The following is a 22,989-nucleotide window of genomic DNA, read 5'->3' on the forward strand; positions in this document are numbered from 1 at the left end:
AAAAAATGCAAGCAAAAGGTTCAAATTTAATCCCTATTTTAACTATAGCGGGTAGCGATTGTAGCGGAGGAGCTGGAATTCAGGCTGATTTAAAAACTTTTAGTGCCCATAATCTTTTTGGTATGAGTGTGATTTTAAGCGTTGTTGCTGAAAATACAAGTAGAGTGATTTCGCTTCATCATATTCCAGAAGAAATTATAAATGATCAATTTCAGGCTATTTTTGAAGATATTGTTCCAAAAGCAGTAAAAATAGGTATGATTGGAACAAAAGAATTAATGGATTGTGTTGCTTTTAATTTAGAAAAATATCAAGCCAAAAATATAGTAATCGATCCTGTAATGTTTGCTAAAAATGGTTATGCTTTAATGAAAATACAAGATTGTCAACATTTTAAAGAAAATATTTTAAAATTTGCCGATATCTTAACTCCAAACATACCAGAAGCTGAATTTCTTTGTGATTTTAAAATTCAAAATGAGCAAGATATGATAAAAGCAGCTAAAAAACTTCATAAACTTGGAGCAAAAAATATTGTTTTAAAAGGCGGACATAGCGAGGATAACGCTAATGATGTATTATTTGATGGTGAAAAAATTTATATTTTAAAAGCAGAGCGTATTAAAACAAAAAATACCCACGGTACAGGTTGTACTTTATCTTCTGCAATTGCTAGTAATATTGCTAAAGGATTAAGTGTTTATGAAGCCATAAAAGAAGCCAAAGAATATGTTAAAAATGCTATTTATTATTCTTTAAATCTTGGAAAAGGTTGTGGTCCTACAAATCACTTTTATAAGTTTTTAAATGATTGATTTTAGCTTATATTTAGTAGCTAGCAAGCAAGATAAAAGTGATGAAGCTTTTTTAAATATTTTAGAACAAGCCATTAAGGGTGGAGCGAGTATAATTCAGCTTAGAGAAAAAGAGCTCAGTGCTCGTAAATTTTTTGAGTTAGGCTTTAAAGTGAAAAAACTTTGCGATACTTATTGCATTCCTTTAATTATCAATGATAGGCTTGATATTGCATTGGCCCTAAATGCAAGTGGAGTGCATTTAGGACAAGAAGATTTAGATATAAAAATTGCTAGAAAAATTCTAGGTAAAGATAAAATAATAGGCCTTAGTTTGCAAAAAATAGAACAACTTAAAAACATTAAAGAAGCAGATTATTTAGGTTGTGGAGCTATAAATTTAACTCCAACAAAAAAAAGTGAAATTTTAAGTCTTGATATTTTAAAACAAATTATAGCTTTATCAAATTTACCTGTTGTTGCAATAGGTGGTATCAATGAAATAAATATTTTAAATTTAAAGGGTTTAAAACTCAGTGGCATAGCTGTTGTAAGAGCTATTATGTGTGCTAAAGATCCTTTTTTGGCAAGTAAAAATTTAAAAAAACTCTTTAAGAGTTTATAATGAAAATCTATCTTACTAATGAATTGAAATTTAAAGGGGTACAAAATCTTGTTTTAAACGAGCTTATTTTTTATGATTTTAAAGTTGATCTTAATTTTTATGATGCTTTGATTATAACTTCAAAAAATGCTATTAAGGCTTTAAAAAAAACCAAAAGTATTTTAAATTTTGATTTAAAAGTTTATGCAGTAGGAAAAAATACAGCAAAAGAAGCTTTTAATTTGGGATTTAAAAATATAAAATATCCAAAACTTTCTTATGCTAGTAATCTTTATGAAGAATTTAAAGAAGAGCTAAAAGATAAAAAATGTCTTTATTTAAGAGCTAAAGAACTTTCATCAAATTTAGTTCAAAAACTTTTAGAGCAAAATATAAATTTAACTCAAATCATAGCTTATGAAAATGTATATAAAAAACCTGATTTTTGTATCACTCATCCTTGTATTATTATTTTTACTTCTCCATCTTGTGTGAATAATTTTTTTAAAACTTATGATATTAAAAAAGAAGATTATTTAATAGCTATAGGTCAAAGTACTGCAAAGAAGCTTTTAAAATATGATAATGTCTTAGTTTGCGAAAATCCCAATTTGGAAGAATGTATTCAAATCGCTAAAAATTTAAAAATAAATTTATAAATTTTTTATATTTTTTAAATACAATAATTAAAATTTTAAAAAGTTAGAAAATGAAAAATATAAAAAGTCCTAAAATTAAAGATATACTTACTCTTCCTAGTACAGCAGCATTAAATCCTATTTTAGAAGACAATGTTCTAACGTGCATACATGGGGGAAAAGTAGAATTAAAAGCTAAAAAAGCTAAAAAAATGACAACTCAGGGTGTTGGCGTTGTTTTAAGAAGAGAGATTGAAGGAGCTAGTATTAAAGGCTGTTCAAATCCTCCTATGCTTGGTGGTCCTTGCCAAAAAGTGTTAATGCTTTTTCCATACACATATTCTAAACATAAAATCAATGATGATTTTGTTGTTTTACAGCTAGGTCTTATAGGTACAAGTGATAAAGGTTTTCCTATTTTGGCAATTCCTAAAGCCAATAAAATAAAATTTTCCCCTATAAAAACTAAAGCTTCAAAGCTTGCAAAAATAACTTATGAACAAATGAAGATATAAATCTTCATTTAAAAATTATTTTTCTTAAAAAGAAAAAGGATAAAAACAAAACAAAAAAATCAGCTATTAAAGGTGTTAGCCATACTCCATTTAAATTTAAAAATAAAGGCAAGATAAATAAAAGAATAAGTGGCACAAAAAGACTTTGACTTAAAGAAATAATCAAAGAAAGAGTTGGTTTATTAAAAGCAGTAAGAAAAGATCCACTAAGTGTATTTATCCAAGTAATGAGATAATTAAAAGAAAAGATCATTAATGCATAAGTTCCAAATTTTAAAAATTCTTCATCTTTATCTTTTGAAAAAAATCCTACTAAATTTTCTTTAAAAAGCAAAATTATAACAAGCATTAAAATACTAAAAATAAAAGCACTAATCAAAATAGGTTTCATTAAATCTTTAACACGCCTTATATCTTTTTTTGCATAATTAAAACTAAGAGCAGGTTGCATAGCATCACACATGCTAATTAATAAACTAATTACAAAAGCATCAATATATAAAATAATAGAAAATGCTGCAACTCCTTTAACTCCAACAAGATGAAGTAGAACTAAATTTGCAAAAATACTGAATAAAGAAGCAGAAATATTGTTAAAAAATTCGGAGCTCCCATTATAAATAATATTTTTAAATTCTTTAAAACTCATACTTAATTTAGTAAATTTTAATTCTAAATTTTGGATTAAAAAAGGTAAAATTCCTAAAATTCCTCCAAGACTTAAACCTATACAAGTTGCAAGTGCAGCTGAGAAAACTCCCCAACCTAGAACGACAATAAAAAGATAATCAAAAAATAAATTACTTAGAGCAATGATAATATTTATTATCATACTATAAAAAGTTTTACCACAAATTCTTAAGTAATTATCTAAAGCAAAAGAAATCATAGTAATAGGTGCAAATAAAGCAAAAACTATTAAAATTTCTTTACATAATTCTTTAACTTCTTTACTAACATTTAACAAATCAATCAACAAAGGACCCAAAAAATATTCAACAAATCCCATAAAAAAAGAAAAGGCTAAAATGATAATTATACAAGCGCTAAACATTGTTTTAGCTTCTTTTTTTTGATTTTTGCCAAGTTTCATGGAAATTTGGACAGATGAACCTATCGCAATAGTATCAGTTAGTGCAAAACTCATCATTATAAAAGGGATAACAAGCCCAAGGGCGGCAAGGGCATTATTTCCTAAATATTTTCCAACAAAAATTCCATCAATAATATAATAAAGCACCATAAAAGCTGCGCTAATCATATTTGGAAAAGCACATTTAAAAAATAACTTCCACGCAGAAAGTTTTATAAATATATCTGACATAAAATTTCCTTAAAAAATATAATATTAATTTTTATAATTTTTATTTTAAGGAAGCTAATATATGGTTTGAAAGCCTAAAATGTAGTGATTTAGTTTTAAAATTTTCATAGTGTATTATTTATTTTTTGCTCATTATAGATAATGTAAATAAATAAGTCAAGATTTTATACCCTTTAAAAAGGGTATAAATTATTTAATAACTCCACAGGCCATTCTAGCGCCACCGCCACCAAGTGCAGCAGGATGATCACTATGGTTATCTCCGCCAAAATGAATCATTAAAGCACGATTTTTAATTTCGCTTAATTTTTTAATTTTTGGTGCTAAAACAGGATTAGTAGCATTTCCTTTATCATCAACATAAAGAGCTGGAAGATCGCCTAAGTGTCCTTTATCATCCCAAGCAAAAGAATGTGTTTTGGTATTTTTAGGATCATAGTGTCCTCCAGCTTTCATTCCTAAACCTTTTTCAGTTTCTCCACAATCTGCATTTTCATGAACATGAAAACCATGAATTCCTGGTTGCAAATTGCTTAATTGTGGAAAAAAAGCTACTCCATATTTTGTTTGTATAGCTACAACTTCTCCTATAGCTTTATTGCCATTCTTATCAAGTAAATCCATTTTTATGGTTAAATGATCTTTTACAGATTTAGGATCAAAAGTTTGATTTTCAGCTGCAAAAATTAAGCTTACTAATGCTAAAGACGCAAAAACAATTTTTTTCATTTTATCTCCTTTTAATTTTTATAAAAACTATTATATACAAGTTTTGTTATCTAATGGTTAAAAGTAAATAATTTTTAAATTTTTATTCATTGATTAATTTTAAACGCTTAGCAAGTTGATAATAATTTAACTCTTGATGTGACTTATAAAAATTTTTATGATATTCATCAAGTTTAAAATCTTTATTATTATCTTTTAAACTTGTGTTATTTTCATAAAAATATCCTTTATTGCTTCCATTTGGATAAACTCCATTTTTGTCTATCCATACTGAATCATTAAAGCCAAATTCCAATTTTTCATTACTTGGTTTTGTTAGCATATTTCTTCCACCTAAACTAAGATATTTTGCCTCATTTAAACTAAAATCATAAAGAGTAGGAAAAATATCTTTATGTGATCCTATGCGATATTTATCATAATAAATATTATTTTGTAAATTTTTTGGTATATAAATATAAAAAGGCACACTAAAAGCAAAGGCTTTTTGAGTACTATAATCTATATTCATATCACGTACTCTATGATCTCCTGTAGCTGCTATGATGACTTTATCTTTAAAAGGACTTTGTTTTATCTTGCTAAGAAATTTCCCAAATTCATTATTAGCGTATGCGTAAGCTTGCAAAATATCTTCTTGTTTTTTTCTTTTGTAGGGAAGTTTTTCAAGCAAATTTTCTGGTATATTTTCAAGATTTAAAGGATGATATGGAATTTTATAAGGAGGATGATTTGAAATACTTAAAGAGATGATTAATGTTTTTGTAGGATTTTTTTCTAAAATTTCATAAATTTTTTTATACATAAATTCATCAGCTACACCATAACCATTTTCTGTTTGTATTGCTTTTGGATATTCATTTATTAAATCATTTTCATCAATTATTTTATCAACACCTAAAACATTTAAATAATTTTTTATATTTTGCCAAGATCCATTTCCTGCATAAATAAAAATTACTTTATAACCAGCTTTTTTATAAATTTGCATAGGAGTAAAATCTAAATATTGTTTTTGAAAAGAACTAGTAGATATATTGCTAAAAGGACTTATAAAAAATAAATTGGCAAAGCTATTGATAGTTCCATTAGCAGAACTTAAAAATCTTGTAAATATAAAATCTTCTTTAAAATGTTGCTCTAAATCACCTAATAAATTAAAATTTTTATTGTTAAATTCCAATAAATTTAACCCAAAACTTTCCATTAAATTGATATAAACGCTAGGTTTTTCATTGCTAGCTATTTCATTTTTCATACTTGTTTTAAATAAAGGAAAAAGTTCTTCTTCTAAAATTTTAGCTTTATTAGTATCAATAAATGAAAATTTATTTTCTTGTTTAAATTGTTTGTGCGCCCAAGAAAAAGCCATTATAGGATTTAACATAATATCGTTTAAAACATTAAAATTTGAAAAAGAATAATTTTGCACATTTATAGCTACGTGTTTAAAAGGACCTCTTAAAGCCAAAATATAAACTATAATAAGTAATAAATTTAAGAAAATAAGCATAAAAGGTCTTAAATGAAATGTTTTAAGTTTAGCTTTTAAAATTTTGATATTAATATAAATACAAAATAAAATACAAATTAAAGATAAAATAAGTATAGTAAATAAAGGATAATCATTTAAAGCGATTTTAAAAAGGGCTCTTATATTGTCATTTTTAGCACTAAAGATAAAAATATCAATTTTACTTTTATAAATTTCATAATAATAATATTTAATGAAAGAAAAAACCACAAAGAAGCAAAGGCAAAAAAGCAACACTTAAAAATCTTATATCATGATATATGCCTAATGTATACATAGTAAAAAATTCATTTAAATTTTGAACTAAATTTTTTGGAATAAAGGCTATATGCATATAAATCCTATTAATACCAAAAATAACAATAAAAATAACGCTAAAAGTCAAAATTTGAAGTAAAATTTTTTTCATCACTTTCCTTATAGATTTAATTTTTATTCAAAATTGATATTTTAAGTATTAAAGTTTTTAAAAAAATAAATTTTTAAAAATATATATATAAAAATATGTATTTAAAAAATATCAATAAGATATTTTAAATATTTAAAATATTAATTTAGGGTATTTTTAATATAAAGTTTTATAAATTTTTTAATTTATTAATCTCATCTCTAATACTAGCAGCTTTTTCAAATTCTAAAGCTTTAGCAGCTTCTAGCATCTCTTTTCTAAGTTCTTTTATGATTTTTGCTCTTTCATTTGCTGGCATTTTTTCAAATTTTTTATTTTTGCGATAAATTTCCCCTAAATCTTCTTCATTTTTTAAACTTTTTTCCAAATGTCTTTTAACCGAAGTTGGAGTGATATGGTGTTTTTTATTATATGCTTCTTGAAGCTTTCTTCTCTCGTTTGTAGTATCTATTGCTTCTTGCATAGACTTTGTAATCTTTTTAGCAAATAATAAAACTTTTCCATTTACATTTCTAGCTGCTCTACCCATAGTTTGAATTAAACTTGTAGTACTTCTTAAAAAACCCTCTTTATCAGCATCCATAATCGCTATAAGCGAAACTTCAGGTAAATCAAGTCCTTCTCTAAGCAAATTGATACCTATTAACATATCAAAATTTCCACTTCTTAAATTTCTAATTATTTCATTGCGTTCAATTGCGTCTATATCAGAATGCATATATTTAACTTTTATTCCAAGTTCTAAATAGTATTTTGTAAGCTCTTCGGCAAGTTTTTTGGTTAAAACAGTAACTAAGACTCTTTCATTTCTTTCTATAGCTTTTTTGGCTTCATCAAATAAAATTTCAACTTGATTGTCGCTATCTTTAATTTCAATTTTTGGGTCTAAAAGTCCAGTTGGACGCATAATCTGATAAAAAACATTTTTTTTGCTAAGTTCAAGCTCAAGTGAAGCAGGAGTGGCTGAAACAAAAAGAAATTGGCAATCTTTATGAATAAATTCATCAAACATTAAAGGACGATTATCAAGCGCTGAAGGCAAACGAAAACCATAATCAACCAAGGTTTGTTTTCTACTTCTATCACCAGCAAACATTCCACGAAATTGTGGCAAGGAAACATGACTTTCATCAACAATAACTAGAAATTTTCTATTTTTAATAGCAAAATAATCAAAAAGTGTATAAGGAGTATCACCTTCTTTAATCCCTGTTAAATGTCTTGCATAATTTTCCACACCCTTACACATACCTGTGCTTTCAAGCATTTCAAGATCAAATTCAACACGCTGTTTTAAGCGTTGATATTCTACAAGCTTGTTTTCATGTTCAAACCAAGCTAAACGCTCATTTAATTCTAATTTTATATCTTTTATGGCTTTTTTTAAGCGTACTTCTCCTACGCTAAATTGACTAGTTGGATAAAGAATAAAACGTTTTAAATCTTTGATTTTTTTATTTTCAAAGATATTGTAATGATACATACATTCAAGTTCATCTCCAAAAAATTCAAGCCTAACAACTTCATCTTCATAATAAGCAGGATAGATATCAATAATATCTCCATTTACTCGAAAATCTGCTCGATCAAAAAAATTATCATTTCTTTTATAGCCCATATCTACAAGTTTTTTTAAAAGCTCTTTTTGAGAAATTTGCATTCCTTGTTCAAAAATTAAAACCATGCCTATGTATTCATTTGGATTTCCAAGTCCATAATTTGCTGAAACACTTGCAATACAAATTACATCTTCATAGCTTAAAAGCGAAGCAGTTGCGCTAAGTCTTAGTCTTTCTAAATCTTCATTAGTAGAACTATCTTTTTCTATAAAAACATCAGTGCGTGGAATATAAGCCTCAGGTTGATAATAATCATAATAACTTATAAAATATTCCACGTGATTTTTAGAAAAAAATCCCTTAAATTCGCTATAAAGTTGAGCGCATAAACTTTTATTGTGACTCATAATAAGAGTTGGCATATTTAGTTTTTTTATAATATTTGCCATGCTAAAAGTTTTTCCGCTTCCTGTTACTCCCAATAAAGTTTGATATTTATTACCCTCTTTGATACTTTTTACTATCCCTTCAATAGCTTGTTTTTGATCAGGACTTGGTTTTAAATTACTTGTAAGTTCAAACATTTTTTTGCTTTATTTTATTTTTTAAAAAAACATTTTAAAAAAAAATGCCTTAAATTTAAGTTCAAATGAAAACTTAAATTTAAGTTTTTTTGCTACAATTACAATTATTAAACTCATAAACTCTAAAGTAAGAAGGCAAATAATTATGTATGATGAAAAAATTATAAATACTATGACAGATAAAGTAAATGAGCTTTTAGCTAAATATAATGAAGTATGTGAAGCAAATGAAAATTTAAGAAATGAGCTTGTAAGTGTTAAAGCTCAAAATGAAGCAAAAAGCAATCAGATTATGCGCTTAGAAGAAGAACTTAAAACTAAAAATATAGCCAGTGAAGATATAGTGAAAAAAATAGAGGCTGTTCTTGCAAAGTGACAATTTAAGACGCGTTATTATTAATGTTTCTGCAAAAGATTTTGGTATAAGATGCAGTGAGGAATTTGCTAATTTTTTAGAAGATGAAATTGCTCTTATTTCTGGTGGAACCAAAAAAATAGAATTGACACGTTTTGTAGATGCTTTTGTTAAAAAAAGCTATGAAAATTACATCACACAAAGAGAGTTAAAAAAACTTATAAAAACTATCGATGAAGAACTTCCTTTAAAAAATGAAATTTAAAAGAGCTTTTACTCTGCTTGAGCTTGTATTTGTTATTCTTATTATAGGAATTTTAGCAAGTTTAGCTCTTCCTTTTTTATCTCAAAATAAAAATGAGGCAAAATTATTAAAAGCTAAGATTGAATATCAAATGATCTCTTCAAGCTTAGCTTTAATGAGAAATGAAGCTTCTTTAAAACAAATAGCCTATACTGCGATACTTGATAATGCTAATTTCTTTAAAGAACAAGAAAAATTATTTTTTTGTGAGCAAATTGTGTCATGTGAAGATAAAAATTGTTGTTCTTTTTCGCTTTTAAAATTTCCTTTGTATTCAAGTAAAGATTCTTGGATGAAAATATCTTTTAATTCTTATCGTTTTTTTTTAAATTCAAAACAAAGTATAGATTTTACTTATGATCCAAAAGAGGGTATTTTAAAATGTATCGATAATCAATTATGTAAAGAATTTATATGAGATATTATGAATTAGCTATTATTGGATTGTATTTAGAAAATCTAATTTTTCATAGCGCCTTAGAAATCAAACCTTTAACTCAAGTTATTATTGATTTAAAAAGAAAAAAAAATTTAAAAGCTATAGTGATACAAGAATGCGAAAAACCACAATTTCAAACTCAAGATATTAAAGAAGTTTTGCCTTATTCTTTGAGTTCTTTTCAATTTGAATTAGCTAGTTTTATTTCTTATTATTATGCTACTAAATTGAGTTTTGTTTTAGGATTTTTTGAATGTTCCAAAAATTATAAAAATCATAGTGTTGAAATTTTAAATAAACCTTGCTTAAATGACAAACAAGAAAATGCATTAAATTTTATAAAAAATCATCAAAGCTCTTTATTGTTTGCAGATACAGGGAGTGGAAAGACTGAGATTTATATTTCTTTAATAAAGGAATATTTAGAAAAAGGCAAACAAGTTTTGCTTTTAATGCCTGAGATTTCACTTACTCCGCAGATGCAAAAAAGACTTGAAAAATATTTTAAGGGTTATTTTTTTCTTTGGCATTCTAAAATTTCAAAGAAAAAAAAACAAGAGTATTTATCTACACTCGAAGAAAATCAAAGCCTTTTAGTTGCTGGTGCAAGATCAGCTCTTTTTTTACCTTTTAGAAATTTAGGACTTATTATAGTAGACGAAGAACATGATAATTCCTATAAAGCCTCCAATAAACCCTATATCAATGCAAGGGATTTAGCCCTTTTTATAGGAGCAAAACAAAATATTAAAGTTGTTTTAGGATCAGCTACGCCCTCTTTGGTGAGTTTTTATAAACAAAAAAGTTTTAGACTTAAAGGGACTTTTTTTGAGAGTAAAAAGCACTTTATATTTGATGAGAATGAGCTTAGCATTACGCCTATTTTATTAGAAGAATTAAAAAAGACCTTAAATTACCAAAAACAAGCTATTATTTTTTTACCTACTCGTGCAAATTTTCGTCAAATTATTTGTAGAAATTGTGGTAATACTATAAAATGCCCTTTTTGTTCAATCGCTATGAGTTTGCATAAAAATAAGAATTTGCTTAAATGTCATTATTGTAATTTTGCAAAACCTATTGATCAAACATGCCCTAGTTGTGACGCTTTAATGCTTGAAGCTAAAAAAATGGGTACAGCTGAGTTATGTGAGCTTCTTTTGGGATATTTTCCTTATGCAAATATTAAAAGATTTGATAGCGATGAGGTTAGCACATTAAAAAAACTTAATACTATTTTGAAAGAATTTAATGAAAAGCAAATTGATATTTTAGTCGGTACTTCTATGCTTGCTAAGGGTCATGATTATCACAGTGTTGATTTAAGTGTGATTTTAGGGCTTGATGAGTATTTATATCGTCCTAATTATAAAGCAGCAGAAGAAACTTTATCTTTAGCAATGCAAGTAGCTGGTAGAGCGGGGCGTAAAGGCGAAGCAAGAGTGCTTTTACAAACTAAAAATAGGGATTTTTTTGAAAAATATATTCAAGATTATGATGCTTTTTTAAAAGATGAGCTTAGCTTTAGAAAAGATCTCTATCCTCCTTTTAAAAGGCTTTTAAGGATTGTAATAGAAGATAATGATTTATTAAGTGCAAGTAAATTATGTGAAAATTTAGCCCTTAAGATTAAAGAAATATCAAAAATTGAGCTTATAGGCTATGGATCTTGTGGTATAGAAATGATTAATTCTAAATATCGTTTTTATATTTTATTAAGAAGCAATTCTTATAAAACTCTTATTGCTATTCAAAATTACATGCTTGATTTTAAAAATGTAAGTTCTGATATAGATCCTATCGATTTTTCTTAAAAAATATCTTGTTTTATTATCCAATAAACAATATATTTTTAAAAATAACTTTGAAATTCTTTATAATATTTCCAAGAATCTACTATATCTGGGCGATATTTATTTATATGTTCAAATTCATAATCAAAGGCATTTTTTAAATAATTTTTAATTTCTTGATTATTTTTAATGTATTCTAAAAGTTCTATTTCTGTTAACATATCTTTTTCTGTTTGATCAATAACAATTCTAATAGCATCTAAAAATTCTTTAAGATAATTTTTAACAGCTTGATAAAGTTTTTCATTTTGATAAAGTTTTAAAAGATCATTTTTATGTATGAAGATACCTATATTGTCACATAAATCATTTTGTATGATATCTTCAATAATATTAATGAATTCACCATCCATAAAACGATTAAAAATAATCAAAATACTTTCTTTTGTATTGATATTATAATTTTTTAAATTATTAGGAAAATTAAGTGTATAAATATTTTTTAAGTCATTTTCATTTACATAAAGTTTTAATGGAAATAAATATCTTAAATATCCCCTAAATTCTTTGGTTTTAAAAATATTTTTTTTATTTATATGGGGGGGGGTAAGAGATAAATTTTTAGCTAATTTAGACAAAGTATCAAAGGCTTTTTCTTCGCTAAATTCACTCATATCTACATAAGTGATATTTTTAGGATCTAGTATTTTTATCAACTTTTGTATAATAAAAACATTATTTTCTAAGTCTTTAAAATCCCATTTGATTTTTTGTTTTTTATGGGTTAAAAAATCAATATAAGAATGCCAATCATAAGTAAGATTAAATTCAGGCTCATAGTTTCTTTGTGCCTTATCCCAATTTCTACCAAAGCAATGTTTTAAAATTCCTATAGGATCTCTTACGCCTATAATACAAGGCACAGAATTATCAAGCAAATAAAGAAATTTTTCTAAATTTTCCATATTTAAATCTGAAATATTAATACCTTGATTTATAAAATTAGGATTATTAAGATAGGTGTGCAAAAAGCAATATCTGCTTTTTGCATTATTTTCTAATATCCAAGAGGGAAAACAAAGGGTGTTAAGAGTTTCATTAACATATCTTAAAAAAGCAGCAGCACCAACTCCATGTGGTGAAATATAAATAAATTTATATTTTTTACTTAAAGGAATGTTAAGGTCCCAAGATAAATGCGCACAATATTCACTAGCATCTATATCAATAAATTCAGGGTTAATTAAAGGAGGATAAGGATGATTTAAATACTTTTCTTTAAATTCATTAGAATTTAGCCAATTTATAATTATATCTATATGTTCAAGAACAAATTTAAAAAAATTCTCATTATTCGAATTTTTTAGAGCATTAAGAATCAAATTAGCATTTTTAGGATCAAGTTTTTCTTTTAGGGTTTGTAAAATTTGCATTTTAAAAAATAATCTCACTTTCATTGAATTTAGTATTTTGAGATGGAAAAGGAGATTTTGGAGTATAGTATTCTATATTTTTTTGATATATCCCTTTTTTTACATTATTTGGAATGCTAAATTTTCTTGTAGTGTTAGGAAATTTTTCTAAATATTGAATAATAAATTCCCTAAATACAGGAGCTGCCGTTCTAGCACCTCCTTCTGTTTTTTTCATAGGATAATTATTGTCATTTCCATACCAAATAATGGCTTCTATTTCAGGAGTTATACCACAAAACCAAGCATCAACACTATTATTCGTTGTTCCTGTTTTTCCTGCTATTTCTATCCCTTCAACTCTTGCATTGCGTCCCGTTCCTTTTTCTACTGCATTTTTCATCATATCAAGCACTAAAAAAGCTTGAGCTTCATCGCTTATTTTTTCCTCTTTAGAATCAAATTCAGCTATAATATTTCCATTTTTATCTTGAATGCTTTTTATGATTTGCAAATCTTTAATTTTTCCATAATTTCCAAACATAGTATAGAATTTTGAATATTCTAAAGGAGAAATTCCAAAACTTCCAAGCACTATAGAAAGATTAGGAGGTAAATTTTTAAAGCCCATTTGAGTTAGTTTTGAGTATAAGACATCAAGACCAATATCAAGAGCAAGGTTAATAGTAGCTAAATTTCTTGATGCACTTAAAGCTTTTTTAAGTGTAATAAGTCCGCTAAAATCCTTGCTATAGTTTTTTGGCTTCCAATCCTCGTTATTTCCTGCTCCTCCTTCAAAAATTCTTGATATATCCGCTACTTCACTCATTGGAGAATAACCTAAATTAATAGCTACTTGATATACAAAAGGTTTAAAGGAGCTTCCTGGCTGACGCATACTTTGGGTAGCTCTATTGTAATTACTTTTTTCATAGTCTATTCCACCTACTAAAGCAAGCACTTCTCCATTTTGATGATTTGCAACAACCATCGCCCCGTTTAAAGTATCTAAGTTGGCATTTTTATCTCTTTTAACAATTTCATCATAACCCCATTTTAAAGATTTTTGAGCCATTTCTTGAACTTCTAAATCTATATTTAAAATTATTTTGTATCCACCTGTTTTTAGATCTTTAATGCTAGGGTTTAGTTGTTTTATAACTTCATCTACAACATAAGGAGCTACATTTTGACTAAGCGTATCATCATAGACTTTAGGAATTTCCTTTAAGGCTTCTTCATACTCATTTTTTGATATCCATCCTAGAGTGTAAAGTCTTTGAATTACATTATTGGCCCTTGAAATAGAAAGATCAAGATGTTTTGTAGGATCATAGCTACTTGGAGCTTTAGGCAAGCCTACTAATATAGCAATTTCTTTTAAACTTAATTCATTTAAATTCTTATGAAAATATCCAAAAGCAGCAGTTTTAACGCCATAATATCCATGTCCAAAAAAGATAAAATTGAGATATCTTTCTAAAATTTCTTCTTTACTAAGTATAGTTTCCATTTTATAAGCTAAAAGTGCTTCGCGTATTTTTCTACTGATAGTTCTTTCAGGAGTAAGCTCTGTATTTTTGATAAATTGTTGAGTAAGAGTTGATGCCCCTTCCATTGTTTTTCCACCACTTTTGATAATTTTTATCAAAGCTCTAAAAATAGCATCAATATTAACCCCATTATGTTCAAAAAAACTTGTATCTTCAATAGCTACTAAAGCTTCTATGAGTCTAGGGGGAAATTCTTCATACTTAGCGTAAAATCTATGTTGTTCAAAAATATTAGCAATGAGTTTTAAATTTTTATCAAAAATTTGAGTTGTTAAAGGTGGATTGTATTCTTTAAAAATATAATCTTTTGTATCTAAACTTGAAAAAAGATAAGTAATATAAATAAGAATCAAAATACAAACTAAAGAAAAAAATGAAAAAATATATTTTAGAAATTTCATAAATAAGCCTTTAAAATATCAGTATTTAATCCTAAAGCTGTATTTAAACTACCAATTTGTTTATCAATATATTTTTGATGAAAGCCCTCGCACATAATAGCTCCTGCCTTTCCTTTATAAAGACCACTTTCTATGTAATCTTTCATTTCTTTTTTATCAAATTCTTTAAAAAATAAACTTGTTTTTGAAAGGGAAAAAATTCTTTTTTGTGGAGTTTTTAAAATAAAAGCACTTAAAATATCTGCTTTTGCTCCACTTTGCATTATGAGCATTTTATAAGCTTGTTCTTCATTTAATGCTTTGGTTAAAATATTATTTTCAATGCAAACAATACTATCTGCAAAAAGTATATTATCATAGTTAAATTTTTGGCAAAATTGCTGTTCTTTTGCTTTTACTACTTCTTGTACATAAATATTTGGCGTATAAGAAGTGTCAATATTTTCATCATAATCAAAACAAATTTGAGTAAATTTAATTCCAGCTTGTTTCAATAAATTTACTCTAGAAATCGAAGATGAAGCTAAATAAAGCATTATTTACAAAGCTCTTTTTCTATAAAGTTTTTTGAATCTTGCAAAGCTTCATCAATTTTTGTAAAATCTTTCCCTCCAGCCGTTGCAAAATCATCTCTTCCTCCACCATTTCCACCTAAAATCATAGCAGCTTGTTTGACCAAGACCCCAGCTTTTAAAGGTGCGTTTTTTACACCAGCGGCAAGGTTGATTTTATCGTTTTTATTTTGTATGAGCAAAATCACACTTTTTTCAAATTTATTTTTAAACTCATCTATAAGATTTTTTATATCAATATTTTCATCATCAATTTTTTGAATACAAATTTGAACTTGATTAATACAAGTAGAGTCTAATTTAACTTGATTAGAATTTTTTAGTTCATTTTTAGAATTTTTTAGTTCATTTTTGAGTTTTTTAATACTACTTAAAACATCATTATTTTTTAATTCTTCTTTTACTTCATTTAATTCTTTAATAATGCTTTGTGTAAAATTTAACGCCGCTTTAGAAACTACTGCTTCTATTCTTCTAATCCCAGAGCTAACCCCACTTTCTTTAACAATGTAAAAACTTCCAATTTCGGCAGTATTTTTAACATGAGTTCCCCCGCAAAGTTCTTTGCTTTCTCCTAGAGTTAAAACTCTAACTTCATTTTGATATTTTTCGCTAAATAAAGCTATAGCTCCTTCTTTCTTAGCTTCTTCTAAAGACATAAAATTAATCTTAGCTTCATTTGCATTGATAATCATTTCATTAACATGTTGTTCAATTTTTTCAAGTTCTTCTTTATTTAAAGCTTTAGAATAAGTAAAATCAAATCTTAATCTATTATATTCTACCAAAGATCCTGCTTGATTAACTTGATTGCCTAAAATCTTTTTTAAAGCATAGTGAAGAAGATGTGTAGCGCTATGGTGTCTTGCTGTTTGCATTCTTTTTTCTAAATCAATTTTTGCCTCTACAATTTGGTTTTTTTCAAATTTTTCAAAAGCTTTTATTTTGCTAAGATTAAGATCGAAAAATTTTTGAGTGGCTAAAACTTCGCTTTGATTGATTTTTCCACTATCGCCACTTTGCCCCCCGCTTGTTGGATAAAAAGGAGTTTTTTCAAGCATAATCCAACCAATTTGTCCTTGATCTAAACAGGAAAGTTCTTTGAAGTTTTCGTCCAAAAGAGCTAAAATTTTTGTTTTTTGATTAAAATGTTCATAGCCAACGAATTCATTTTTGCTAAATTTCTCAATCAAATTTTTAAAATCTCCGCTAATATTTATATCCCCGCTACCTTTCCAAGAATTTTTAGCTCTATTTTTCTGTTCTTGCATTAAGGCATTAAATTTTTCTTCATCGATAGAAATATTTTTTTCTTTAAGCATATCTTGAGTAAGATCAAAAGGAAAGCCGTATGTATCATAAAGTTTAAAAGCCACTTCTGCGCTAAAAATTTCTTTAGTATTTTTAAGCTCTTCATTAAAGATTTCTATACCTTTTTCTATGGTATTTAAAAATCTTTCTTCTTCAAGTTTAATTTGTTCTTTAATATAATCTTTTTTTTCATTAAGATAAGTATAATGCTTACCCATGATATCGCAAACTTTATCGACAAGTTTATACATAAAAGGTTCTTTTAATCCAAGCAAATAGCCATGTCTTAAAGCACGACGTAAAATTCTTCTTAAAACATAACCCCTACCTTCTTTATCAAAATTTATACCTTGAGCTATTAAAAATGCACTTGATCTTATGTGATCAGCTATAACCCTATAACTAGCCCCTTTTTCATACACATAAGGCTTTTTGCAAATTTTTGCTATTTCTTCGATAATAGGCATAAATAAAGAAGTATCAAAATTACTAAATTTCCCTTCTTTAATGGCAATAACCCTTTCAAGTCCCATACCTGTATCTATACTAGGTTTAGGTAAAGGAGTTAAAGTTCCATCTACACTTCTTTCATATTGCATAAAAACAAGATTCCAAATTTCTAAGAAGCGATCTCCATCTCCGCCCATATAATCTTCTGAGCCATTAAAATGCTCTTGTCCTTGATCATAAAAAATTTCGCTACAAGGTCCACAAGGTCCAGTATCTCCCATTTGCCAGAAATTATCTTTATCTCCAAATTTATAAATTTTTTCTTTTGGGACAAATTTTTGCCAAAGTTCATAAGCCTCATCATCATTTTCGTGAGTTGTAACATAAAGTCTTTCTTTTGGAAGTTTTAAAACTTCAGTTACAAATTCCCAAGCATAAGCGATAGCATCTTTTTTAAAATAATCTCCAAAACTAAAATTCCCAAGCATTTCAAAAAAAGTATGATGTCTAGCTGTATAACCAACATTATCAAGATCATTATGCTTGCCACCAGCTCTTATACAAGTTTGACAACTTGTTCTACGAGGTGGGTTAGGACGTGGAATTTCTCCTGTAAAAATATTTTTAAAAGGAACCATACCTGCATTTGTAAAAAGCAAAGTAGGATCTTCAGGAACTAAAGGAGCGGAAAAAACTACTTCGTGACCTTTTGATTTAAAAAAATTTAAATATTCACTTCTAATATCCATAAAAACTTTCCCAAAATTTTAAAATTATTATTAAATATAATATGATATCAAAATTACTTTAAATTAAGTAAAACTAAAATACAATTAATTTTTTAATTAAATACTTAAGGTTTTTTATGGATTTTATCAATCTTAAAGCTCAATATAATGCCTATAAAAATGAAATTGATTTAGAAATTTTGAAAATTTTAAATAATTCTTCTTTTATCGGTGGAGATAAACTTAAAGAATTTGAAGGAAATTTAGCTAAATATGTAGGTGTTAAAAATGCTATTGGATGCTCAAGTGGAACAAGTGCTTTATATTTAGCTTTAAGGGCTTTGGGTATTTCTTATAATGATGAGGTTATTGTTCCAAGTTTTACTTTTATTGCAACAGCAGAAGTTGTAGCACTTGTTGGAGCAAAACCTGTTTTTGTAGATATTAGTTTAGATGATTTTAATTTAAGCATTGAAGAAGTTAAAAAAGCTATTTCTCCAAAAACAAAAGCTATTATTGCTGTAAGTATTTTTGGACAAATGCCTGATTTGTTTGCTTTAAAAAAATTATGCGATGAAAAAAATATCACCTTAATCGAAGATGGAGCACAAAGTTTTGGAGCAAGTTATAAAGATAAGAAATCATGTTCTATAGCTCATATTTCTTGCACAAGTTTTTTTCCTTCTAAGCCTTTAGGAGCTTATGGAGACGGGGGTGCTATTTTTTGTGATGATGATTTTTTAGCACAGAAAATAAGAATACTTTTAAATCACGGTCAAGCTCAAAAATATAATCACGAATTAATAGGGATTAATGGACGACTTGATACTTTACAAGCTGCGATTTTAGATGTAAAACTCAAATATTTTGATAATGAACTTAAAATTAGAGCAAAATTAGCAGCTAATTATGATAAAAATTTAAAAAATTGCCAGATTCCTAAAATCAAAAAAGATTTTATAAGCGTTTATGCCCAATATAGCGTTTTAGTTGATGATAGAGCTAGAGTTATTGAAAAATTTAAACAAGCAAGTATTCCTTATGCTATACATTATCCCATACCACTTCACAAGCAACCATGTTTTAAAGAATTTTCCCATTTAAAACTTAAAAATTCTGAACTAGTAAGCGAACACATCATATCTTTACCATTTTCTGCATTCTTGACAGAAGAAGAGCAAGAAAAAGTTATTAATTTATTTTCAAAATTATAATTTAGGAATTTTTATGAAAATAGGCATTATAGGTCTTGGCCATATGGGAAAAAATCATTTAAAAGAGCTTAAAAATAATCCCAATTTTAAGCTTAATGCTTTATTTGATATTCAAAAATTCTCAAGCGATATTCCTTTTTTTGATAATTTAGATGATTTTTTAAAACAAAATAACGATGTAGTTATCATTGCAACGCCTACTTTTACTCATTTAGATATCGCAAAAAAGGTTTTACCAAAAGTAAAAACTATATTAGTAGAAAAACCTTTAGCGATGAATCTAAAAGAAATCAAAGAATTTGAAAAATACGCTAAAACCTACAATAACAATGTAGCCGTTGGTTTTTGTGAAAGATTTAATCCTTGTGTGATATCTTTAAAAAATATACTAGATAACGAACTTTTAATCAGTATAAATATCCAAAGATTTTCAACTTTTCCTCAAAGAATACAAGATGTTGGAATTTTACAAGATTTAGCCGTGCACGATCTTGATCTTTTACATTTTTTAAGCACTCAAAAAATTTTAGAAGCTAAAATTTTAAAAACTTATATACAAGAAGGATATCAAGAAAGCGAAAGTATCATATCATGCAAAATGCAAAATTTTATAGCTTGCTTACATCAAAGCTGGAATAGCACTCAAAAAATCAGAAAAATTCAAGTAATTACAGATAAACATTTTTATGAGGCCGATTTGATAAATTTGATCTTATTAAGGGATAATAATGAGCTTAAAATTGATAAACACTCTACACTTTTAAAAGAGCACGAAGATTTATTTAAATTAGCTTTAAATCAAAAAAATAATTTAGCCTCCATACAAGATGCACTTTTAGTTCAAAACATTTTAGAAAATTATTAATGAAACTTGTTTTATTTTTAAATATGGGTGGCGTAAGCAAGATAGAAGATTGCGAACTTTTTTTAAAAAATATGTTTAATGATCCTTATATTCTAGGTATTAAAAATAAATTTTTAAGAAAAATAGTTGCTTTTTTAATCACTAAAATGAGATTAAAAACTATGCAGAAAAATTATGAAATTTTAGGAGGAAAATCACCGCTAAATGAGATAACCTCTAATCTTTGTACCAAGCTAAATAAAGATAAAAATTTTAAATTCGATTTTGTAAATTTATATGTTCCACCTTTTGCTAAAGAAGTTTTAGAAAAATATTCTTTAAAAGAAAATGATGAAATTATCCTTTTTCCACTTTATCCGCATCATTCTCAAACAACCATAACAACTTCTCTTGAGGTTTTAGAAAAAAATATCAATGCTTTAAATATTAAATCTAAGATTAGCATTATTGATGTTTTTTATAAGGATAAACTCTATAATCAAATGATTAAAAAGCATATTTTAAGAGAAAACGAAAATTTTAAAAATGATAAAAAAAAGACCTTAATTTTTTCTGCCCATTCTTTACCTATATCTGTTATAGAAAAAGGTGACTTATACGAAAAACATACCATAGAACATTTTGAAATTTTAAAAAATGAACTTAAAGATCATTTTGATGAAATTTTACTTTCTTATCAGTCAAAATTAGGTCCAGTAAAATGGCTTGAACCTAATACAAGTGATATTTTAAAAAATTTAAAAAATGATGCTTTGATTTATCCAATTTCTTTTTGCATTGATTGCTCAGAGACCGTATTTGAACTTGATATTGAATATAAAAAAATAAGCAATAAAGACTATAAAGTCATTCCTTGTCCAAACGATAGTATAGAATTTCAAGCTTTTATTCTTTCTAAACTTTCAAACTTAAACTAATACTCTTTTAAAGCTAATTTTTTATATTTAAAATCTATTAAATTTTACTTATAAGATTCTAAATACAAATTATAAGAGCTTTTGCTTGTTTTGAATCAAAAATTATTATTTTATATAAAAGCTTATTAAGATTTATACTTTATTGCAAATAAAACAATAAAATTTATTTTATAATATAAATTGAATATATCATAATAAATAATTTTTTAAATTATTTTATAATCTTATAATAACTTAAATATATAAATACTAAAAATAATCAATTAAAAATTATTATTAATAAACTTTTAATTAAAAATATTTTATTATTCCAAAAAAGTTTATTATTTATATTTTATTACTTTTTTATTTTTTTAATAAACAATCAAAGGAGTTTTAAACAATGGATCAAAAACATAGTTTAAAAGAGATTTCGGGGGGGGGGGATTGAAAAAAACCATTCTCGTTCTTCAAAAAAACTAGTTCTTTCTTTAGTTACAATCTCTTTTTTAAGTTCTTATTCTTATGCTACAGCTAATGTAGAAGCTTATAGTGATAATAATGATAATTCAACAAGTGTTTATCAAAATACTAACACTACAATAAGTGAATCTTTAAGTAATACTCATACTGTAAGTGGTACTGGTAATACTCTTGTTATAGGAAGTGGTGGAACTATACAAGTTTCTAATGGTTTAGCTGTTGATTTTAAGCCAAGTTCTTCAACTTCTACTTTTAAAAATGAAGGAACTCTTATAGGTGGAAGCAATACTTCTAGTGTTCAAGTAGGTGTAAATAGAAGTGGTGGTGCCACCATAGAAACCTTTGACAATCAAGGTACCATAGGAAATGGTTCTTCTAAATTTGGAGTAGTAGTTTGGGGAAAAGATGGTTCTAAATCTAGTATTACTAATTTTAACAATAGTGGAACTATAAGTTCAAATGCTGGTGAGGCTATTTATCTTGGTAATACTGAGATTAAAACATTTACTAATAGTGGGACTATAAGTAGCGCTAATAAACAAGGGATAAATATTGCTAGTGGAGCAACTATAGAAACTTTTACTAATAGTGGAACTATAACAGCTATAAATACTGGTGTTAGTATTTCAAGTGCTAGTATTCAAACTTTTACTAATGAGAAATTGATAAGTAGTGATAATGGAAGTGGGGTTTATGTTAGTAGTTCTACTATAAATAATTTTACCAACAAAGGAACTATAAAAACCAGTGGAACAGCAGAGCCAAATCAATTATTTGCTGCTCTTTATGCAAGCAATGGAGTAAATCTTAGAAGTGCTATTATAAACACCTTTGAAAATAGTAGCTCTATCTCTGGTAAAGTAGGGGTAAATTTATCAGCTAGTTCAATTGAAAATTTCAAAAACACTGGAACCATAGAAGGGACTTCTTCGGCAAATAGCTTAGCAGCAGCTATAAATATTCAAAGTTTTTATAGTAGTGGTTCCACCATAAACAATTTCACCAATGAAGGCACTATACGATCAAGTTCTAATGGTATCTTTATAGGTGATGGCAGTGCTATAAAAACTCTTACTAATAGTGGAACTATAGAAGCTAGTTTAGATGGTATAACTTTTTATGGTTTTCACACTAATAAAAAACCAGTTGATATCGGTAAAATCACCATAGAAAGCGGAGGCGTTATTAAAGCAGGAAACAATGGTATTAACATTGATGGAAGTGAGTGGGGTATCACAGGCGAAGGCATAGACGTAAAAGGTAGATTAGAAGGTGGTAATGCTGGTATTTATATAGGAGCAGGCAAACAAGTAAATACAAGCATTACTGTATCTGGAACTATACAAGGTGATAATGGCGGTATTATTAATACTGGAACCATAGGACAAAAAGATGCACAGCAACAACAACACGGCATCACCATTGAAAATGGTGGAACTATTACTTCTAAAAATGGTAGCGGTATTTTAAATACTGATAATGGAATTATCTATGGTAATATTGTAAATAGTTCAAATAATGAT

19 protein-coding genes and 2 pseudogenes are annotated in these 22,989 nt (G+C 26.8%); 12 read left to right on the forward strand and 9 right to left on the reverse strand.

The window, feature by feature from the left end; genetic code table 11:
* Positions 1-5 precede the first annotated feature (5 nt).
* From thiD to GQV94_RS06000, 4 genes are read left to right on the forward strand one after another with little or no spacing between them, the layout of a single operon-like run.
* The gene (gene thiD, locus GQV94_RS05985) at positions 6-815 is read left to right on the forward strand and encodes a bifunctional hydroxymethylpyrimidine kinase/phosphomethylpyrimidine kinase (RefSeq protein WP_200170139.1); all 810 of its coding nucleotides are present in this window, start codon (positions 6-8) and stop codon (positions 813-815) included.
* Positions 808-1,419 carry a thiamine phosphate synthase gene (gene thiE, locus GQV94_RS05990; RefSeq protein ID WP_200170140.1) on the forward strand — a complete coding sequence of 204 codons (612 nt, stop codon included), beginning with the start codon at positions 808-810 and terminating at the stop codon, positions 1,417-1,419. The genes thiD and thiE overlap by 8 nt, the downstream gene beginning before the upstream one ends.
* Positions 1,419-2,057, forward strand: a complete 639-nt coding sequence (locus GQV94_RS05995) for a uroporphyrinogen-III synthase (RefSeq protein ID WP_200170141.1) — start codon at positions 1,419-1,421, stop codon at positions 2,055-2,057. The genes thiE and GQV94_RS05995 overlap by 1 nt, the downstream gene beginning before the upstream one ends.
* Before the next feature lie 50 nt (positions 2,058-2,107).
* Entirely contained in the window at positions 2,108-2,551 is a 444-nt protein-coding gene (locus GQV94_RS06000) for a hypothetical protein (RefSeq protein ID WP_200170142.1), read from the forward strand.
* Positions 2,552-2,555: 4 nt separating this feature from the next.
* Here GQV94_RS06000 and GQV94_RS06005 read toward each other — a convergent pair whose 3' ends face one another.
* From GQV94_RS06005 to uvrB, 4 genes and pseudogenes are all read right to left on the reverse strand, one after another.
* The gene (locus GQV94_RS06005; RefSeq protein WP_200170143.1) at positions 2,556-3,875 is read right to left on the reverse strand and encodes an MATE family efflux transporter; all 1,320 of its coding nucleotides are present in this window, start codon (positions 3,873-3,875) and stop codon (positions 2,556-2,558) included.
* A 189-nt stretch (positions 3,876-4,064) separates the two neighbouring features.
* Entirely contained in the window at positions 4,065-4,604 is a 540-nt protein-coding gene (locus GQV94_RS06010) for a superoxide dismutase family protein (protein WP_200170144.1), read from the reverse strand.
* 82 nt (positions 4,605-4,686) lie between these two features.
* Positions 4,687-6,547 (reverse strand): annotated as a pseudogene (locus GQV94_RS06015) (LTA synthase family protein).
* A 169-nt stretch (positions 6,548-6,716) separates the two neighbouring features.
* Positions 6,717-8,690 carry an excinuclease ABC subunit UvrB gene (gene uvrB, locus GQV94_RS06020; RefSeq protein WP_200170145.1) on the reverse strand — a complete coding sequence of 658 codons (1,974 nt, stop codon included), beginning with the start codon at positions 8,688-8,690 and terminating at the stop codon, positions 6,717-6,719.
* 145 nt (positions 8,691-8,835) lie between these two features.
* On the opposite strand from uvrB, the gene GQV94_RS06025 reads away from it, so the two are divergent.
* From GQV94_RS06025 to GQV94_RS06040, 4 genes are read left to right on the forward strand one after another with little or no spacing between them, the layout of a single operon-like run.
* Positions 8,836-9,066 (forward strand): hypothetical protein, encoded by a 231-nt coding sequence (locus GQV94_RS06025; RefSeq protein WP_131163512.1) that lies wholly within the window; start codon positions 8,836-8,838, stop codon positions 9,064-9,066.
* Positions 9,056-9,310 carry a hypothetical protein gene (locus tag GQV94_RS06030; RefSeq protein WP_131163511.1) on the forward strand — a complete coding sequence of 85 codons (255 nt, stop codon included), beginning with the start codon at positions 9,056-9,058 and terminating at the stop codon, positions 9,308-9,310. Before GQV94_RS06025 ends, GQV94_RS06030 begins: the two co-directional genes overlap by 11 nt.
* The gene (locus GQV94_RS06035; protein WP_200170146.1) at positions 9,300-9,767 is read left to right on the forward strand and encodes a type II secretion system protein; all 468 of its coding nucleotides are present in this window, start codon (positions 9,300-9,302) and stop codon (positions 9,765-9,767) included. The genes GQV94_RS06030 and GQV94_RS06035 overlap by 11 nt, the downstream gene beginning before the upstream one ends.
* On the forward strand, positions 9,764-11,602 hold the full coding sequence (locus GQV94_RS06040; protein ID WP_200170147.1) for a primosomal protein N': 1,839 nt from the start codon (positions 9,764-9,766) through the stop codon (positions 11,600-11,602). The genes GQV94_RS06035 and GQV94_RS06040 overlap by 4 nt, the downstream gene beginning before the upstream one ends.
* A gap of 38 nt (positions 11,603-11,640) precedes the next feature.
* Here GQV94_RS06040 and GQV94_RS06045 read toward each other — a convergent pair whose 3' ends face one another.
* From GQV94_RS06045 to alaS, 4 genes are read right to left on the reverse strand one after another with little or no spacing between them, the layout of a single operon-like run.
* The gene (locus GQV94_RS06045) at positions 11,641-13,014 is read right to left on the reverse strand and encodes a DUF2972 domain-containing protein (protein ID WP_200170148.1); all 1,374 of its coding nucleotides are present in this window, start codon (positions 13,012-13,014) and stop codon (positions 11,641-11,643) included.
* A gap of 1 nt (position 13,015) precedes the next feature.
* Positions 13,016-14,947, reverse strand: coding sequence for a penicillin-binding protein 1A (locus GQV94_RS06050; RefSeq protein ID WP_200170149.1), 1,932 nt, complete (start codon positions 14,945-14,947; stop codon positions 13,016-13,018).
* Complete coding sequence (gene maf, locus GQV94_RS06055; protein ID WP_200170150.1) at positions 14,944-15,483, reverse strand: septum formation inhibitor Maf; 540 nt, start codon at positions 15,481-15,483, stop codon at positions 14,944-14,946. Before maf ends, GQV94_RS06050 begins: the two co-directional genes overlap by 4 nt.
* Positions 15,483-18,029 (reverse strand): alanine--tRNA ligase, encoded by a 2,547-nt coding sequence (alaS, locus tag GQV94_RS06060; RefSeq protein ID WP_200170151.1) that lies wholly within the window; start codon positions 18,027-18,029, stop codon positions 15,483-15,485. Before alaS ends, maf begins: the two co-directional genes overlap by 1 nt.
* Before the next feature lie 116 nt (positions 18,030-18,145).
* On the opposite strand from alaS, the gene GQV94_RS06065 reads away from it, so the two are divergent.
* The 3 genes from GQV94_RS06065 to hemH are packed head-to-tail and all read left to right on the forward strand — an operon-like array spanning position 18,146 to position 21,004.
* Complete coding sequence (locus GQV94_RS06065; protein WP_200170152.1) at positions 18,146-19,222, forward strand: DegT/DnrJ/EryC1/StrS family aminotransferase; 1,077 nt, start codon at positions 18,146-18,148, stop codon at positions 19,220-19,222.
* Between the two features lie 13 nt (positions 19,223-19,235).
* Positions 19,236-20,087, forward strand: coding sequence for a Gfo/Idh/MocA family protein (locus GQV94_RS06070; protein ID WP_200170153.1), 852 nt, complete (start codon positions 19,236-19,238; stop codon positions 20,085-20,087).
* Positions 20,087-21,004, forward strand: coding sequence for a ferrochelatase (gene hemH / locus GQV94_RS06075; protein WP_200170154.1), 918 nt, complete (start codon positions 20,087-20,089; stop codon positions 21,002-21,004). Before GQV94_RS06070 ends, hemH begins: the two co-directional genes overlap by 1 nt.
* A gap of 604 nt (positions 21,005-21,608) precedes the next feature.
* On the opposite strand, the gene GQV94_RS06080 is transcribed toward hemH, so the two are convergent.
* Complete coding sequence (locus GQV94_RS06080; protein ID WP_200170155.1) at positions 21,609-21,752, reverse strand: hypothetical protein; 144 nt, start codon at positions 21,750-21,752, stop codon at positions 21,609-21,611.
* A 376-nt stretch (positions 21,753-22,128) separates the two neighbouring features.
* Between GQV94_RS06080 and GQV94_RS06085 the strand changes: the two are divergent.
* Positions 22,129-22,989 (forward strand): annotated as a pseudogene (locus tag GQV94_RS06085) (autotransporter outer membrane beta-barrel domain-containing protein); the annotation flags it as partial.

Source organism: Campylobacter sp. TTU_617 (assembly GCF_016599045.1).
Classification (GTDB): Bacteria; Campylobacterota; Campylobacteria; order Campylobacterales; family Campylobacteraceae; genus Campylobacter_D.

Bases quoted from the DNA above. Each gene is read 5' to 3' on its own strand.
- GQV94_RS06040 (WP_200170147.1), top strand. From the start codon at position 9,764: ATGAGATATTATGAATTAGCTATTATTGGATTGTATTTAGAAAATCTA.
- GQV94_RS06035 (WP_200170146.1), top strand. From the start codon at position 9,300: ATGAAATTTAAAAGAGCTTTTACTCTGCTTGAGCTTGTATTTGTTATT.
- GQV94_RS06065 (WP_200170152.1), top strand. From the start codon at position 18,146: ATGGATTTTATCAATCTTAAAGCTCAATATAATGCCTATAAAAATGAA.
- GQV94_RS06010 (WP_200170144.1), bottom strand. From the start codon at position 4,604: ATGAAAAAAATTGTTTTTGCGTCTTTAGCATTAGTAAGCTTAATTTTT.
- GQV94_RS06070 (WP_200170153.1), top strand. From the start codon at position 19,236: ATGAAAATAGGCATTATAGGTCTTGGCCATATGGGAAAAAATCATTTA.
- thiE (WP_200170140.1), top strand. From the start codon at position 808: ATGATTGATTTTAGCTTATATTTAGTAGCTAGCAAGCAAGATAAAAGT.
- uvrB (WP_200170145.1), bottom strand. From the start codon at position 8,690: ATGTTTGAACTTACAAGTAATTTAAAACCAAGTCCTGATCAAAAACAA.
- GQV94_RS06045 (WP_200170148.1), bottom strand. From the start codon at position 13,014: ATGCAAATTTTACAAACCCTAAAAGAAAAACTTGATCCTAAAAATGCT.
- alaS (WP_200170151.1), bottom strand. From the start codon at position 18,029: ATGGATATTAGAAGTGAATATTTAAATTTTTTTAAATCAAAAGGTCAC.
- GQV94_RS06000 (WP_200170142.1), top strand. From the start codon at position 2,108: ATGAAAAATATAAAAAGTCCTAAAATTAAAGATATACTTACTCTTCCT.
- GQV94_RS05995 (WP_200170141.1), top strand. From the start codon at position 1,419: ATGAAAATCTATCTTACTAATGAATTGAAATTTAAAGGGGTACAAAAT.
- hemH (WP_200170154.1), top strand. From the start codon at position 20,087: ATGAAACTTGTTTTATTTTTAAATATGGGTGGCGTAAGCAAGATAGAA.
- thiD (WP_200170139.1), top strand. From the start codon at position 6: ATGCAAGCAAAAGGTTCAAATTTAATCCCTATTTTAACTATAGCGGGT.
- GQV94_RS06025 (WP_131163512.1), top strand. From the start codon at position 8,836: ATGTATGATGAAAAAATTATAAATACTATGACAGATAAAGTAAATGAG.
- GQV94_RS06050 (WP_200170149.1), bottom strand. From the start codon at position 14,947: ATGAAATTTCTAAAATATATTTTTTCATTTTTTTCTTTAGTTTGTATT.
- maf (WP_200170150.1), bottom strand. From the start codon at position 15,483: ATGCTTTATTTAGCTTCATCTTCGATTTCTAGAGTAAATTTATTGAAA.
- GQV94_RS06005 (WP_200170143.1), bottom strand. From the start codon at position 3,875: ATGTCAGATATATTTATAAAACTTTCTGCGTGGAAGTTATTTTTTAAA.